Annotated in this window: 13 protein-coding genes; 3 read left to right on the forward strand and 10 right to left on the reverse strand. The window is 58.8% G+C overall.

Going from position 1 to position 13,409, the window contains the following annotated elements:
- Position 1: 1 nt before the first annotated feature.
- The 4 genes from AC1DUY_RS12175 to AC1DUY_RS12190 are packed head-to-tail and all read right to left on the reverse strand — an operon-like array spanning position 2 to position 4,043.
- Positions 2–970 (reverse strand): class I SAM-dependent methyltransferase, encoded by a 969-nt coding sequence (locus tag AC1DUY_RS12175; RefSeq protein WP_441229154.1) that lies wholly within the window; start codon positions 968–970, stop codon positions 2–4.
- Complete coding sequence (locus AC1DUY_RS12180) at positions 970–1,830, reverse strand: class I SAM-dependent methyltransferase (RefSeq protein ID WP_441229155.1); 861 nt, start codon at positions 1,828–1,830, stop codon at positions 970–972. The genes AC1DUY_RS12175 and AC1DUY_RS12180 overlap by 1 nt, the downstream gene beginning before the upstream one ends.
- On the reverse strand, positions 1,802–3,235 hold the full coding sequence (locus tag AC1DUY_RS12185; RefSeq protein WP_441229156.1) for an ABC transporter ATP-binding protein: 1,434 nt from the start codon (positions 3,233–3,235) through the stop codon (positions 1,802–1,804). The genes AC1DUY_RS12180 and AC1DUY_RS12185 overlap by 29 nt, the downstream gene beginning before the upstream one ends.
- A complete protein-coding gene (locus AC1DUY_RS12190; RefSeq protein WP_441229157.1) occupies positions 3,225–4,043 on the reverse strand; it encodes an ABC transporter permease in 819 nt (272 codons plus the stop codon). The genes AC1DUY_RS12185 and AC1DUY_RS12190 overlap by 11 nt, the downstream gene beginning before the upstream one ends.
- Before the next feature lie 834 nt (positions 4,044–4,877).
- Between AC1DUY_RS12190 and AC1DUY_RS12195 the strand changes: the two genes are divergently transcribed.
- Positions 4,878–6,029: an AGE family epimerase/isomerase gene (locus AC1DUY_RS12195; protein WP_441229158.1), complete on the forward strand. Its 1,152-nt coding sequence runs from the start codon at positions 4,878–4,880 to the stop codon at positions 6,027–6,029.
- A 13-nt stretch (positions 6,030–6,042) separates the two neighbouring features.
- Here AC1DUY_RS12195 and AC1DUY_RS12200 read toward each other — a convergent pair whose 3' ends face one another.
- Positions 6,043–6,495, reverse strand: coding sequence for a GtrA family protein (locus AC1DUY_RS12200; protein WP_441229159.1), 453 nt, complete (start codon positions 6,493–6,495; stop codon positions 6,043–6,045).
- Positions 6,496–6,586: 91 nt separating this feature from the next.
- Positions 6,587–7,816 carry a phenylacetate--CoA ligase family protein gene (locus AC1DUY_RS12205; protein ID WP_478114499.1) on the reverse strand — a complete coding sequence of 410 codons (1,230 nt, stop codon included), beginning with the start codon at positions 7,814–7,816 and terminating at the stop codon, positions 6,587–6,589.
- Positions 7,817–7,889: 73 nt separating this feature from the next.
- Between AC1DUY_RS12205 and AC1DUY_RS12210 the strand changes: the two genes are divergently transcribed.
- Positions 7,890–8,516, forward strand: a complete 627-nt coding sequence (locus AC1DUY_RS12210; RefSeq protein ID WP_441229161.1) for a VTT domain-containing protein — start codon at positions 7,890–7,892, stop codon at positions 8,514–8,516.
- Here the strand turns inward: AC1DUY_RS12210 and AC1DUY_RS12215 are convergent.
- The 4 genes from AC1DUY_RS12215 to AC1DUY_RS12230 all read right to left on the reverse strand — a co-directional run bounded on the left by AC1DUY_RS12215 (position 8,513) and on the right by AC1DUY_RS12230 (position 12,869).
- Entirely contained in the window at positions 8,513–9,352 is an 840-nt protein-coding gene (locus AC1DUY_RS12215) for an ABC transporter ATP-binding protein (RefSeq protein ID WP_441229162.1), read from the reverse strand. The genes AC1DUY_RS12210 and AC1DUY_RS12215 overlap by 4 nt on opposite strands.
- A 210-nt stretch (positions 9,353–9,562) precedes the next feature.
- On the reverse strand, positions 9,563–10,843 hold the full coding sequence (locus AC1DUY_RS12220; protein ID WP_478114501.1) for an ABC transporter substrate-binding protein: 1,281 nt from the start codon (positions 10,841–10,843) through the stop codon (positions 9,563–9,565).
- A gap of 55 nt (positions 10,844–10,898) precedes the next feature.
- Complete coding sequence (locus tag AC1DUY_RS12225; RefSeq protein WP_441229164.1) at positions 10,899–11,972, reverse strand: branched-chain amino acid ABC transporter permease; 1,074 nt, start codon at positions 11,970–11,972, stop codon at positions 10,899–10,901.
- A 3-nt stretch (positions 11,973–11,975) separates the two neighbouring features.
- Complete coding sequence (locus AC1DUY_RS12230) at positions 11,976–12,869, reverse strand: branched-chain amino acid ABC transporter permease (protein ID WP_089268124.1); 894 nt, start codon at positions 12,867–12,869, stop codon at positions 11,976–11,978.
- Between the two features lie 77 nt (positions 12,870–12,946).
- Between AC1DUY_RS12230 and AC1DUY_RS12235 the strand changes: the two genes are divergently transcribed.
- Positions 12,947–13,354, forward strand: coding sequence for an endonuclease domain-containing protein (locus tag AC1DUY_RS12235; protein WP_478114504.1), 408 nt, complete (start codon positions 12,947–12,949; stop codon positions 13,352–13,354).
- The last annotated feature ends 55 nt before the right edge of the window (positions 13,355–13,409 follow it).

Below are 13,409 nucleotides of genomic sequence, written 5' to 3' on the forward strand. Positions count from 1 at the left end.
CTCAGCTACGCTGCTCGTTGATCATTTTGGTCAGCTCGAGAATCTGCTCCAGTCTCGCGGCCCGATCAGAGTCAATCACCTTGATATGTTCTTCCAGCTCCTTGATCTTTCGATCCTGGTCGAGCAACCCCTGCACGAAACGACCCTTTGGAGTAAGAAGGGATCCTTCTTTTGGGTCCGTAATGGGTTCGATGGGCTGGCGACTTACTACGAAAAACATGTCGTACTGATGGAAAATAGGCTGCTCGAAACGGATGTAATCCGCGCCCAGCCGCTTAAAGAGGTTCGATACCGAGTCTTCCGTAAACAGGTAAAGGTGCTCATCGGACTTGAGCTGCGCCAGAAACGTGGCATTGGTGTTAATCAAGGTTTCATAATTCATCTCCTCTCGAAACCGAGGTGTTTGTATCAACAGTATACCATCCGGATTGAGCAAATTCAGTGCGTGCCGCATTGTCCCGATCGGATCAGGAAGATGTTCCAATACATCCATAAGGGCAACGACGTCGAAACTGCCGTTCGGAAGTTCGGTGGTTTCCACCGGACCAACGAAGACCGGAATGTCGAAAGTTTCCTTGGCAAAATTAACGACCCAAGGGCTCATTTCCATGCCTGAAGCGTCGTAACCTGCCTGTCTTAGCATGGCGACAAAGCTTCCATGCGAGCAGCCGAGCTCCAAGACCTTGGATCCTGGCAACTTGTATGCTTTGAGCGTCCTCAACCAGTGGAGATTTCGTTCAATAAGATCTTCCCGCGCCCGACCAAAAATGTCCGGGTGACCCAGGTCCTTACTCTGATGTTCGAGCCAGTATTGCTTTCCATAAAAGTCGGTGTCGTCGTTTTTAACTTGAAGGGCCTCGTCGGAAAGTCCTGCAAGCGCGACAAGCGTGCCGCATACCGAGCACCGGGCATATTCGGGGCTGAATCCACATAGGTTGTGACTACCGCACCAACAATCTCTGTCGGCCATTACTTTGCCTTTCTAACGCTAAAGACCGCTCCGGAGCAGTCGTGCCAATCTTGTTCCATCTCGAGTAGTGCATCCACAATCTTACGAAACGCGCGCGGAAACCCCGGATTTGAAGACAGAATTGGATATATCAGCTCTCCGAATTCGCCATTGTCCTTCTTCACGTGCCAAAGAGTGTCCATGAGAAGAAAGATGCTTGTATTGTAGCGCGGCAGAATAGGAATGTGGCTCTCGACAGTTAAGCCGGCCTTATTGAAACTATCCACCCACATCTCGACTTTGAGAGGATTTGCTAAGTGATGGTATTTCAGAAAGTCGGCGTGCAAATGGTCGGCGGCCTTTTGAAAGCCGGCCTGCGATATCATCGTGGGCAAAAGCGACCAATCCACGAAACGATTTGTCACGATGCTGCAGGAGAGTGTCCCTCCGGGCTTTAAGCATCGAGTAATTTCGAGCAGTACGCCGTTGAGATTGTCCATATGTTCGAGTGAGCAATTAGCAAACGCATTGTCAAAGCTAGCGTCCGGCTCGGGGATTCTGTCGGCAATTGTCGTATGGACCGTATTATATACGCCACTTTGACGGCCCCTTTCGGCAGCTTCCTTGTCCATGTCAACGCCAACGACATTGTTGGCGTGGGGCCAAATAAGTTTGAAGTAGCGGCCGTCGCCACAGCCGACGTCTAGAATGCGACCATCGATGCGATGATGTTTGTACGCCGCATACTCCCAAGCTCGCCAATGACTCAGCGGTGGGATGTATGGATAAAGGCTTGCGACTGCATCATAACCTTTGAGGATTTCCGCCGCAGGAAGAATCCTCGTTGGTACATTACTTTGCGTCAGGGGTGTCGAAGGCATATTCAAAGCTTCCCGGTAAATCGGCTATTCCATGATGAGTGAGGGGAGGGCCGTCATGCGCGGGACGCCACCCGATCGCGAGCACGCCAGCTCTAGGCATATGACAAAGGCGCTCGATGTGCGAAAAAATTCCCTCATGGTTGAGTTCGCTCACTCGGTCATACGTTGCACCGTCTATTGTTGCTAGCCCTACTTCGAAGGTGTATTCGCCCAACTCCAGCTTCAGCTCGATTGTCTGACGACATCGAATGACTGTCCCCTTGGGCAGATGGCTCGGAGCGTTGACGTAGTGCTCAAGTGCTCCTTTTCCGTGGACGTTTATTCCGCGTTCGTTTTGGAGCACGATCCCGGCAAGGGGAACAGAAATTGGCCTTTCGATGAGGAATTCATAATAGAAGACGGCTGTCTCACCTTGGCCGAAGCTTGCGCATTGATGGTTATTGACGTCGCAAACGGTATACCGCAGGCAAGTCGCCCAGCCATCACCGATCTGTGTAAGAGACGTTGCGTCAACGAAGTTATGATCGTCTGGCCAGAAATCCAAGCCTGAAACGAGTGGCGCGCCAACGGCGGATTTTGCTACCTGCGCGCCATCTGGCTCTATTTCGATTTTCAAGAGCCGTTTCTGATGAAGATGGTAATATTTCTTCGAAGCTTCGGTCGCGTCTCCGATAAAGCTGGTCTTCCCGTGATCCAGAAGAATGGCGCGGTCGCAAAATTGTTCAATGTCTGTCATCGCGTGGGACACGAGCAGGACCGCCGCGCCGGAGGCGCGAATTTCCTCGAGGCGCGCATAGCACTTCTGGCGAAAAAACACGTCGCCGACTGCAAGTGCTTCATCGATGATGACGATGGATGCGTCGATATGCGCCTGCACCGCGAACGCCAGCCGCACGAACATTCCGCTGGAATAGGTCTTGACTGGCTGATCGATGAAATCGCCAATATCCGCGAACGCAGCGATCTGATCATAGCGAGCTTCGATCTGGTCGCGATTTAGTCCGAGGATTCTGGCGTTCAAAAGGACGTTCTCGCGGCCGCTGAATTCGGGATTGAAGCCGCTTCCTAGTTCGAGCAGTGCCGCGACCCGTCCCGTAACGTTCACCTCGCCGGCGGTCGGCGACAATGTGCCCGCGATAATCTGCAACAGGGTGCTCTTGCCGCTGCCGTTACGGCCGATGATGCCAAGTGTCTCGCCGGGGCGGACCTCGAACGAAATTCCCTGCAACGCCCAGAACGCGCGGTGATAGACCGGCGCCTCGTCCCTTTTCTTCAGTCCGGCATATGAGGCCATCTTCGACAGGCGTGGGATGACCAACTGCTTCAGTCGATCACGGGGATTCTCGTAGATGTCGTAGCGCTTGGCCAAATCGCGAACTTGAATGACGGCTTTGTCAGAGGACATCGGCGAATCCCGTTCGGGTCTTCTGAAACCAGGCAAAGCCGAGATAGAAAATTGCGAGACCCGCGATGAAGCTAATCCCCCAGGCGAACCAGTCGATTGTGTTCCCCCACAGCAACGAGTCCCGGAGCTGAATCACTGGCAGGGTGATGGGGTTGAAGTTGAGAAGAGTCTGGTAGACCTTCGGGAGAGCAGTGATCGGATAGAAGACCGGCGCTAAAAACAACGCGACGGTAGTCAGCATGCCAATGATTTGCGCAAAATCGCGCAGATAGACCCCTAGAGAAGCGAGAAGCCAGCTAAAGCCGAGGATCATCAACAACATCGGTAATAGCAGGATCGGCACCAACAATCCTGTCGCGTGCAATGACGTTCCCGATAGCAAGCAGAAAACGGTCAGCACGGCAAAGCTGATGAGGAAATTTCCAAGTGCCGAACCAATCGTCATGAGTGGAAGAATTTCAAGCGGGAACACGACCTTCTTGACGTAATTCGCGTTGACCACAATGAGCGTGGGGGCCCGGATCAGACACTCGGCGAACAACGCATGTACGATCAGTCCGGAAAAAAGCACGATGGCAAAATCGACCCGGCTTTCGTCCTGTGCGCCCCAGCGAGCTTTGAATGCGACGCTGAAGACAAAGGTGTAGATGGCCAGCATCAGAAGTGGGTTAAACAGCGACCAGGCGATGCCAAAAATCGACCCCTTATAGCGCCCGATGAAGTCCCGTTTCATCAGTTCCCACAAAAGCCCGCCATTCGCGTAAAAGGACCGCGCCGCTGGAGCCAGACCGATCGGATAATTTTTCATTTCAGCACTAAGTTCCGACGCCTTGGTCTAGTCCGCCATACTCAAGCATTCGCCCGATGTGTGAAACGAGCAGATCAATTTCGATGTGGTTATGAACGAGCTTATCCCTAGCCGAACGGCCGGTTGCTCAGGGCACCGCCGTCATTAGGCCGGGTCGTATACCGATGCCGGCGACATTAGGTATTGACCAAGCTGCGGTTACACAGATCGCCGGTGATTTGCCCTCAGACGTGTTAATAGCGCTGTCGGTGATGATGCTATTAACAATGACGTTCATAGCAGAACTTCAATAGAACGGACAACTCTCGTTCTGCCTCCAGCGGCAGCCGTAGCGCACATCACGAATTTTTTTATTGTTCAAATAAATCAATTGCTTATGTTTATTTTCTGTCTCCCCGCCAAGGTTGCTTTATGCGCAGGATAGCGGTTTCGACAGTTGAGGTTCGGAGAGCTTGGAATTCGCACCGGAAAATCTGCCGATCCAGGGTTGAGTTGGCCATCAGCTAAATATAGGGGTTGTTCTGTTGGACGAGCGCTGGCAGCGGAGGTGCCCAATGAGCAGGCGGGAAATGGTGCTTCCACGCCGGTTGCGGCCGCTCGATTCGGACCTGCTCGTTATAGTTCGATCTCCAACGCTTTTGCCTCTGGGTGCTTTGCGTCCTTAAAGCTCAGTGGAATTGCTTGAAAACGGAGCCAGCGTTGATCGCGGCTTTGCCGGGCAGCGCTGGTCGCGCGGATGGCGTTCGCCTCCTTGTCGGTTGACTGGTATTGCAGTCATATCGACGTAGCTCGCGGCTGTGCGAGTGGAGTCTGTAAACGTAAGAGGCGCCGCACATGAATGAATTGCCCAATCACTCAAATGGCAAGAAACCGGACATCGTTGCGCTTCTTAAATCCAAATTGATCACTGACGCCCTGCCGCTTTGGTCAGGCAAGGGCTGGGATTTACAGTCAGGCGGCTTCATTGAGCGTCTTGATTGTGATGGTAAGGCCGATCTCGCTGCCCCCCGTCGTGTCCGTGTGCAGGCTCGCCAGATCTATTGTTTCGCCAAGGCCGCGCAGCTTGGCTGGTATCCGCAGGGCGCCGAGATTGCCCGCAAGGGTCTCGATTACACGTTGGCCAAGGCGAAGGCGCCGGATGGCAAGCCGGGCTTCGTGCATATTCTCGCGCCAGATGGCTCGGTGCTGAATCCGCTGCGCGACACCTATGACCACGCTTTCGTCCTGCTGGCACTGGCGACGGTCTATCAGCTGGATCGCGATGCAAAGATGCGCGCCGAGATCGACGAATTGATGCAGTTCATCGATACTCAACTGCGCTCGCCCGACGGCGGTTATCTCGAGGGCGTGCCGGCTTCGATGCCGCGGCGCCAGAATCCGCAGATGCATCTGCTGGAGGCCTTCATCGCGGGTTTTGACGCGACCCATGATCTGGCGTTCCAGGCGCGGGCCGGTAATCTGTTCGGTCTGTTCACGTCGAACCTGTTCGATGCGAAGAAAGACGTGCTCGGCGAATATTTCGAACAGGATTGGTCGCGGATCGAGCCGGTCAGCGTTGAGCCCGGCCATCAGGCGGAATGGGTCTGGCTGCTCAAGGGCTTTGAGCGCATCACCGGCTGTCCGACCGGCAAGCAGCGTGCCGCGTTACTTGAATCCGCGCTGCGCTATCGCGATGCCACCGGCTGTCTGGTGGACGAAGGCGACGCCCAGGGCAATATCGTGAAGGCAACACGGCGCTGCTGGCCGCAGACCGAGATCATCAAGGCCTTCGTCGCGCAGGCGGAGTCAGGCGTCGAGGGCGCGGCCGACGAGGCACGGGCGGCGCTGATGCGGCTGGACAAATATTATCTGCAGTATCCCGTCAAAGGCGGCTGGTACGATCAGTTTGACGGTGAGGGACGCTCGCTGGTCGATACGATCCCGGCGTCATCCTTCTATCACATTCTATGCGCGGTCGCCGAAGCCGAACGGGTGCTCGGCGCCTGACTATCTGTGCGATCTAGCGGATGACTTCGTTCGGATCCGTCGGCTTGGTCCGAAACACTACGAAATGCGACATCGTGAAATTCACGATGAAGCTGACCAAAATGGCCAGAAGCTTGGCGGCATAGACCGGCATGAAGTGCGACAGCACCACGAGCGTGGTGGTGGTCGCGATCACGCCTAATACACCCGAGGCGACGAAGCTGAGATAATCCTTCCGTCGCAACACGCGGCCGGATTCGGCGCGGAACGTGATCATGGTGTTCATCACGTAGGAACACGATACGGCCACCAGCCAGGCTATGACATTGGCGGGCACCAGCGGCAGCTTCAGCACCTGATAGGCGAGGGTGAAGATGGCCAGATCGATGAGGGCGTTGCCGAGGCCAATCACGCCGAAGCTGATGATCTTCGACACCGTGGGGCGCGACAGCCAGGTCTCGACAATTTGTGGTAAAATCAGTCTCACGGCAGCAGGCATCCTCGATCTGGGCGGCTGCATAGCAGGATCGCCCAGGGAAGTCCGGCTTTTTATGATGCGCCGCGGCAGTCCTGCGCGGTCAGTTCCCGCGCTCGTCCGCGATGATCTTGCCGTCATTGGGCAGCGAGGCCGGCGCCACCAGCTCCACGGCGCCACCGAGCTTGCTGACGGCCCTGAGCGTGGCTGTGACGGCCTCCTGCAGGCTAGGCTTGTCCTGGACCGCCGCTTCGGCTTTCAGCACCATGGCATCATTTTCACCGTCTCTGGACACGACCAGCCGTAGCCGGCCGAGTTCCGGGTGCCGCTTGCCGATTTCGGCGACCTGTTCGGGGCGCACGAACATGCCCTTGACCTTGGTGGCCTGATCGGCGCGGCCCATCCAGCCCCGGATGCGCATATTGCTGCGGCCGCAGGCGCTGGGGCCGGGCAGGGCGGCCGTCAGGTCGCCCAGAGCCAGCCGGATCCAGGGGTGGTGGGGGTCCAGTGAGGTCACCACGATTTCGCCGACATCGCCCTCGGCCACGGGTTCGCCGGTCCCGGGGGTCACGATTTCCAGGATCAGGTCCTCGTTGACGATCAGGCCATCGCGGGCGGTGCTCTCATAGGCGATGAAGCCCAGATCGGCTGTGGCGAAGGCCTGATAGGCCTCGACACCGCGCGATGCGATCTCGGCCTGCAGCGAGGGCGGGAAGGCTGCGCCAGACACCATGGCGCGCTTGATGGACGAGACGTCGCGATTGGCCGCCTTCGCGGCATCGAGCAGGATCTTCAGAAAATCCGACGTGCCGCTATAGGCTGATGGACGATAGGCCTCGATCAGTTCGAGTTGTTGTTCGGTATTGCCGGGACCGGCGGGAATCACAGCGCAGCCGAGCGCCCGCGCGGCGCCGTCGAAGATGAAGCCGCCGGGGGTCAGGTGATAGCTGAAAGTATTCAGCACCACGTCGCCCGCGCGGAAACCGGCGGCATAGAGCGCCCGCGCGCCGCGCCAGGGATCGGCCTGTTTCGACTCCGGCTCGAAAATGGGCCCCGGCGAGGTGAACAACCGGCCGAACGAGCCGGTCGCGCCTGACACGAAGCCGCCGAACGGTGGGCTGGCCTTGTGCAGGGCCGGCAGGTCGGATTTGCGCAGCACCGGCAATTGCGCCAGCGCGGCGCGGCTGACGATCGCAGCGGGATCGATGCCCTTGAGATGCTCCGCATAAGCGGGCGCCTGCATCGCGTGGCGCAGCACATCCGGCAGGCGCGAAAACAGATTGGCCTGGCGCTGCGACGGATCGCAATTTTCGAGTGTGTCGAAGTGGCGCATCTGGGTGTGTCCTGGTGGTTTGGCGTCGTCGCGGTTATTCCGGTAGCCTGTGGCGCCGTGCTAGTGGGAAATCATGTTGTCAGAACGTATCGTCCAATGGCTCGACAGCTTCGGCCAGCTTGATTTTCCTGCTGCCGTCGTGCTGGCCGCATTGGTGGTTGCCTCTTCGTTTTTGCCGGTCCCGCGAACATTCATCGTGTTCGGTGCCGGTGCTGCGTTCGGCTTGCGCTCTCTCGTCGTCATTGTTCCAGTCGCCGCGGCTGCATCCGCTCTGGCCTTCATGCTGGCGCGCTCCATCCTGCGCGGTTGGGTGGAACGGCAGACCGAAAAACGCGCGGCCTGGCGCCTCATTGCCCAGGCCGTCGATGACGAGGGCTGGCGCATCGTCGCACTGATGCGGTTCGGCGGACCATTGCCCAATTCGGTGCAAAATTATCTGTTCGGTTTGACAAATATCGGACTGCTCCCGTTTGCCCTGGTCACTTTCGTGTTCACGCTGCCGCAGATCGTGCTTTACGTGTATCTCGGTGCGTCCGGACGGGCGTTGTTGCTCGATGATGGACCAATGCCGCTCAACCGCGTGCTGATTGCCATGGCCCTGGTCATTGTGCTTGTCATCCTGTTGCTGGTGTCGCGCCGCATTCGCGCGATCCTTGCGCGCAAGACCGGCATCGCGACCTGCGGGACCGTGAGCAGCTAAAGCCATCGCTTCCTGCGCTTGAAGCTCTTCAGATTCTTGAAGCTCTTGCGCTGGTCGCCGGCGCCGCCGAGATAGAATTCCTTCACGTCCTCATTGTCGCGCAGCTCATCGGCGGTGCCGTCGAGCACCACCTTGCCCTGTTCCATGATGTAGCCGTGGCTGGCGACGGAGAGTGCCGCGCGCGCGTTCTGTTCGACCAGCAGAATGGTAACGCCGAGATCGCGGTTGATCTTCTTGATGATCGCGAACACCTCTTTCACAAGCAGTGGCGACAGGCCCATGGAGGGTTCGTCCATCAGGATCATCTTCGGCCGCGCCATCAGCGCTCGGCCGATCGCCAGCATCTGCTGCTCGCCGCCCGAGAGATAGCCGGCCAAGCCTGTTCTTTCCTTCAGCCGCGGGAAGTAATCGTAGACCATGTCGATATCGGCGGAGACCTCGTTGTCCCTGCGCGTGAAGGCGCCGAGCCGTAGGTTTTCCAGTGACGTCATGTCGGACACGATGCGGCGGCCTTCCATCACCTGGAAGATGCCGCGGCGGACGATCTTGTCGGGATCGATGCCGTCGATCCGTTCATTGTCGAACAGGATTTCGCCGCGCGTGACTTCGCCATCTTCCGTTTTCAGGAGGCCGGAGATCGCCTTCAATGTGGTCGACTTGCCGGCACCATTGGCGCCGAGCAGCGCGACGATGGCGCCCTTCGGCACCTCCATGCTCAAGCCGCGCAGCACAAGGATCACGTCGTCATAGACGACCTCGATGTTGCGGATGTCGAGCAGGGGGGCGGTGGCCTGTGTCGCTGTCGGGCGGGTGCTGGTATCGATGGTTGGCTGCACAGGATGAACTCCGAATTCCGGTTCTAGCCGACCTCTCCCCGCTTGCGGGGAGAGGTCGGATCGCGAGCGATAGCGAGCAATCCGGGTGAGGGGGACTCTCCGCTAGCTCAGAGCCTGCTGAGGCTCCCCCTCATCCGACGCGGACTAGGTCCGCGCCACCTTCTCCCCGCCTAGCGAAGCTCCGCTTCGCCGGGCGGGGAGAAGGGAGGACTACCACCCATGCCATTCCGGCTTGCGCGGCAGTTCCACGGTCTTGACCTTCTCGAGCTTGATCGTGCCCTTGGCCATCAGGTCGTTCAGATCGCCATCGGTCGCGCCGGAGACCTTCGAGCGATACAGATCGACCTTGGTGGTCGGGCGGTGATCCTTGTCGGTCCAGGTCGAGGGATTGCAGACACCTTCCATGCCGGCCGGCACCCAATCCTTCTTCTGATAGAAGCCCTTGGCGACGTTCTCGCCGGTGGCGCCGCCGTTCTTCGCGGCCCAGTCCAGCGCTTCCTTCATGTAGAGCGAGGTGCAGACCGCCGCGATGTAGTGCACCGGGCGATAGATCTTGCCCGAAGGATCGGAGATCTTGGAAATCTCCTGCACCGTCTTCATGCCCGGCGCGTTGCCGCCCCAGCTCACCGCCGTGCGCAGCGGGAAGATCACGCCGTCGGCAGCATCGCCTGCGGCCTTTGCGGCGTTCTCGTCCATGCCCCACACATTGCTCATGAACTGCACGTCGACGCCGGCGGCCTTGCAGGCCTTCATCACCGAGATGTTCGAAGCTGCGGTGTTGCCGAGATAAGCGTAGTTGGCGCCGGCGCTCTTCAGGCTGAGGCACTGCGCGCTGTAGTCACCGGGCGCGAGTGCGAAGACCAATGGCGGCAGGACTTCAAAGCCGAGTTCGGCAGCAAGCGCTTCACCCGCGGCCTTCGGCGCGTTGGGGTAGGGATGATTGGCGCCCATATGGACATATTTCGGCTTGCCCGACTTGCCCTTGGACTTCCAGTCCTCTGCGGCCCAGGTCAGTTCGGCGCGCAGCGCGTCCGAATAGGACGGGCCGTAGAAGAAGTTATACGGCGCAGGCTTCGCCTTGCCGCCGGCGCCGGTCGGGTCGGTCAGCGCGGCCGAATAGGAGCCCGAGATATCCGGGATCTTGTCCTGGGCGAGGAAGCCGGTGAGCGCTTCGGTATCTGCCGTGCCCCAGCCCATGATCGCCGCGACCTTGTCGGCGCCCGACCACTTCTTGTACAGCGCGATGGCGCGTGGCACCTGATAGCCATAGTCGTTGCTATCGAGATTGACCTGCTTGCCGCCGACGCCGCCATTCTTGTTGATCCAGGCATAGGTATCGACCACGCCCTGGCCGTAGGGCGTACCGACGTCGGAGGTGCCGCCGGAATAATCGGCGAGGTGGCCGACGGCGATCTGCGCCTGCGCACTGGCGGACGCGCCCGCGATGAGAAGGGCAATGGATGCGGACGTTAGAAATGTTTTCATCGTCATGAGCATTCTCCCGTTGGATTTTATATTTTGTCGTTTCGTCCAGTCCGTCCCGTTCTCAATGCGAGAACGGGTAGAGTTTCCAGTAGGTCTTGATCTGCCGCCAGCGATGCGCGAGTCCGTCGGGTTCGAACACCAGAAACGCGATGATGATGAGGCCGATGGCGATCTCGCGCAGAAAGGTCAGGTTGTTGTTGAGCGCCAGCGCCTTGTCGATGACGCCGCCCTTCAACTCCATGCTGATCCATTCCATCGCTTCGGGCACCAGCACCACGAAGGCCGTGCCCATCAGCGTGCCCATGATCGAGCCGGTACCGCCGATGATGACCATTGCCAGGAACAGGATCGAGCGCTCGATGCCGAAACCCTCGTTGGAGACCACGAGCTGGTTATGCGCGTACAGCGCGCCGGCGATGCCGGCGAAGAACGCCGCGAGGCCGAAGGACAGCGTGCGATATTTGGTGAGATTGATGCCCATGATCTCGGCCGAGAGATAGTGATCACGCACAGCCACCAGCGCGCGGCCGTCGCGCGAGCGCATCAGGTTGGTAACGAGCAGATAGCTCGCCACCACATAGGCCAGCACCACATAGAAATACTGCCGGTCGCCGCGCAGCATATAGTCGAAGATCGAGAACGCTTTGGCCGTCGCCGGCACCGAGCCGCCGCTGAACCAGTCGGCGCGGGAGAAGAAGTCGAGCAGAATGTATTGCGCGGCCAGCGTGGCGATAACGAGGTACAGCCCCTTCAACCGCGCCGCCGGCAGGCCGAAAATGAGTCCCACAATGGCCGTTACCACGCCGGCGATGGGAATCGAGAAAAACACCGGGATCGGATAGTTGTTGGAGATATAGGCCGAGGTGAAAGCGCCGAACAGGAAGAAGGCGGCGTGGCCGATGGAGATCTGTCCGGTAAAACCGACCAGGATATTGAGCCCGAGCGCCGCGATGCCGTAGATGCCGATCATGATCAGCTGGCTGAGCCAGTATTCGCTGAGCAGTTGCGGCGCGAAGCAGATCAGCACCACGCCGAGGATCGCCGCGTTGCGGCTGGTGGTGGTCGGAAAGATTGTGGTGTCGACCGCATAGCTGGTGCGGAAGTCGCCGGCCGGGATGAGGGAGGGGCTGGCCATGTGTTACACCCGCTCGATGTCTTTGGTGCCGAACAGGCCGTAAGGCTTGATCATCAGGATGATGATGAGCACGTAGAACGGCGCGACCTCATAGAGATTGCCCCAGTGCAGATATTCGCTGTCGATGAATTGCGCGAAGTTCTCTAGCAGCCCGATGATGATGCCGCCGACCACCGCGCCGCCGATACTGTCGAGACCGCCGAGGATGACCGCCGGAAACACCTTGATGCCGTAGATCGACAAGCCGGATGACACGCCGTTGACGACGGCGACGACGACGCCGGCGACCGCGGAGACCATGGCCGAGATCGCCCAGGCCATCGCGAATACGGTTTTGACGGAAATGCCCAGCGATTGCGCCACCTGCTGGTTGAACGCAGTGGCGCGCATCGCCAGACCCCACTTGGACACTTTGAAGAACCACGCCATGCCGATCATCATCGCGACGGAGACAACCAGGCTCATCACGTAGACGGTCTGGATCTGTAGGCTACCGATCGTCACCGACTGGCTGGTGAAGACACGCGGGAATGGCTGCGGGTTGACGCCATAGATCCATTTCAGTGCCGCCTGAAACACGGCGGACAGCGCGATGGTCACCATGATCACCGAGATGACCGGCTCGCCGACCAGCGGCCGCAGGATCACGACCTGGATCAGGATGCCGAAGGCGAACATGAACACCAGCGTCATCGGCATGCCCAGCCAGAACGGCACCTGGTATTTGGTCAGCAGCGTCCAGCACACCCACGCACCGATCAGTAGTAACTCGCCCTGCGCGAAGTTTACGACCTGGGTGGCTTTGTAGATCAGCACGAACGACATCGCGACCACGCCATAAAGCGTGCCGACCACGAGGCCGTTGACGAGAAGCTGGAGGAGGAACTGCGTGTTCATGCGATGGCCGGAGTGCTAACCTCTCCCCGCTTGCGGGGAGAGGTCGGCGCGCAGCGCCGGGTGAGGGGAGCTTCCACATGCGCAAGGCCAATGCGGTCAGAACCACACGTGCCAGAAGGCTGCGGCGAGATTCGACCGATGCCGAGAATGCGCTTTGGTATCGCCTTCGCGCACGTTCCTTGGACGGGCACAAATTTGTGCGACAAGAGTCGATCGGCAACTACATCGTCGATCTGATCTGCCGGGAGCGGCGCCTGATCGTTGAGGTGGATGGTGGGCAACACGCTGACAATGTGCGCGATGTTGCCCGTGACCAGTGGCTGGTCGAGCATCATTACCGGGTGCTCAGATTCTGGAACCATGATGTCTTGGACAATATCGAGGGTGTTCTCGAAGTCATTGCGACGGCGCTTGCGGAAGCTCCCCCTCACCCGGATCGCAAGAGCGATCCGACCTCTCCCCGCAAGCGGGGAGAGGATAGCTAGAACCGAGACGCCGCAGTTTCTTAACCTCCCCCCGCTTGCGGGGAGAGGTCGGCAG

Source organism: Tardiphaga sp. P4_G1, assembly GCF_056401215.1.

Bases quoted from the DNA above. Each gene is read 5' to 3' on its own strand.
- AC1DUY_RS12175 (WP_441229154.1), bottom strand. From the start codon at position 970: ATGGCCGACAGAGATTGTTGGTGCGGTAGTCACAACCTATGTGGATTC.
- AC1DUY_RS12180 (WP_441229155.1), bottom strand. From the start codon at position 1,830: ATGCCTTCGACACCCCTGACGCAAAGTAATGTACCAACGAGGATTCTT.
- AC1DUY_RS12185 (WP_441229156.1), bottom strand. From the start codon at position 3,235: ATGTCCTCTGACAAAGCCGTCATTCAAGTTCGCGATTTGGCCAAGCGC.
- AC1DUY_RS12190 (WP_441229157.1), bottom strand. From the start codon at position 4,043: ATGAAAAATTATCCGATCGGTCTGGCTCCAGCGGCGCGGTCCTTTTAC.
- AC1DUY_RS12195 (WP_441229158.1), top strand. From the start codon at position 4,878: ATGAATGAATTGCCCAATCACTCAAATGGCAAGAAACCGGACATCGTT.
- AC1DUY_RS12205 (WP_478114499.1), bottom strand. From the start codon at position 7,816: ATGCGCCACTTCGACACACTCGAAAATTGCGATCCGTCGCAGCGCCAG.
- AC1DUY_RS12210 (WP_441229161.1), top strand. From the start codon at position 7,890: ATGTTGTCAGAACGTATCGTCCAATGGCTCGACAGCTTCGGCCAGCTT.
- AC1DUY_RS12220 (WP_478114501.1), bottom strand. From the start codon at position 10,843: ATGACGATGAAAACATTTCTAACGTCCGCATCCATTGCCCTTCTCATC.
- AC1DUY_RS12225 (WP_441229164.1), bottom strand. From the start codon at position 11,972: ATGGCCAGCCCCTCCCTCATCCCGGCCGGCGACTTCCGCACCAGCTAT.
- AC1DUY_RS12230 (WP_089268124.1), bottom strand. From the start codon at position 12,869: ATGAACACGCAGTTCCTCCTCCAGCTTCTCGTCAACGGCCTCGTGGTC.
- AC1DUY_RS12235 (WP_478114504.1), top strand. From the start codon at position 12,947: ATGCGCAAGGCCAATGCGGTCAGAACCACACGTGCCAGAAGGCTGCGG.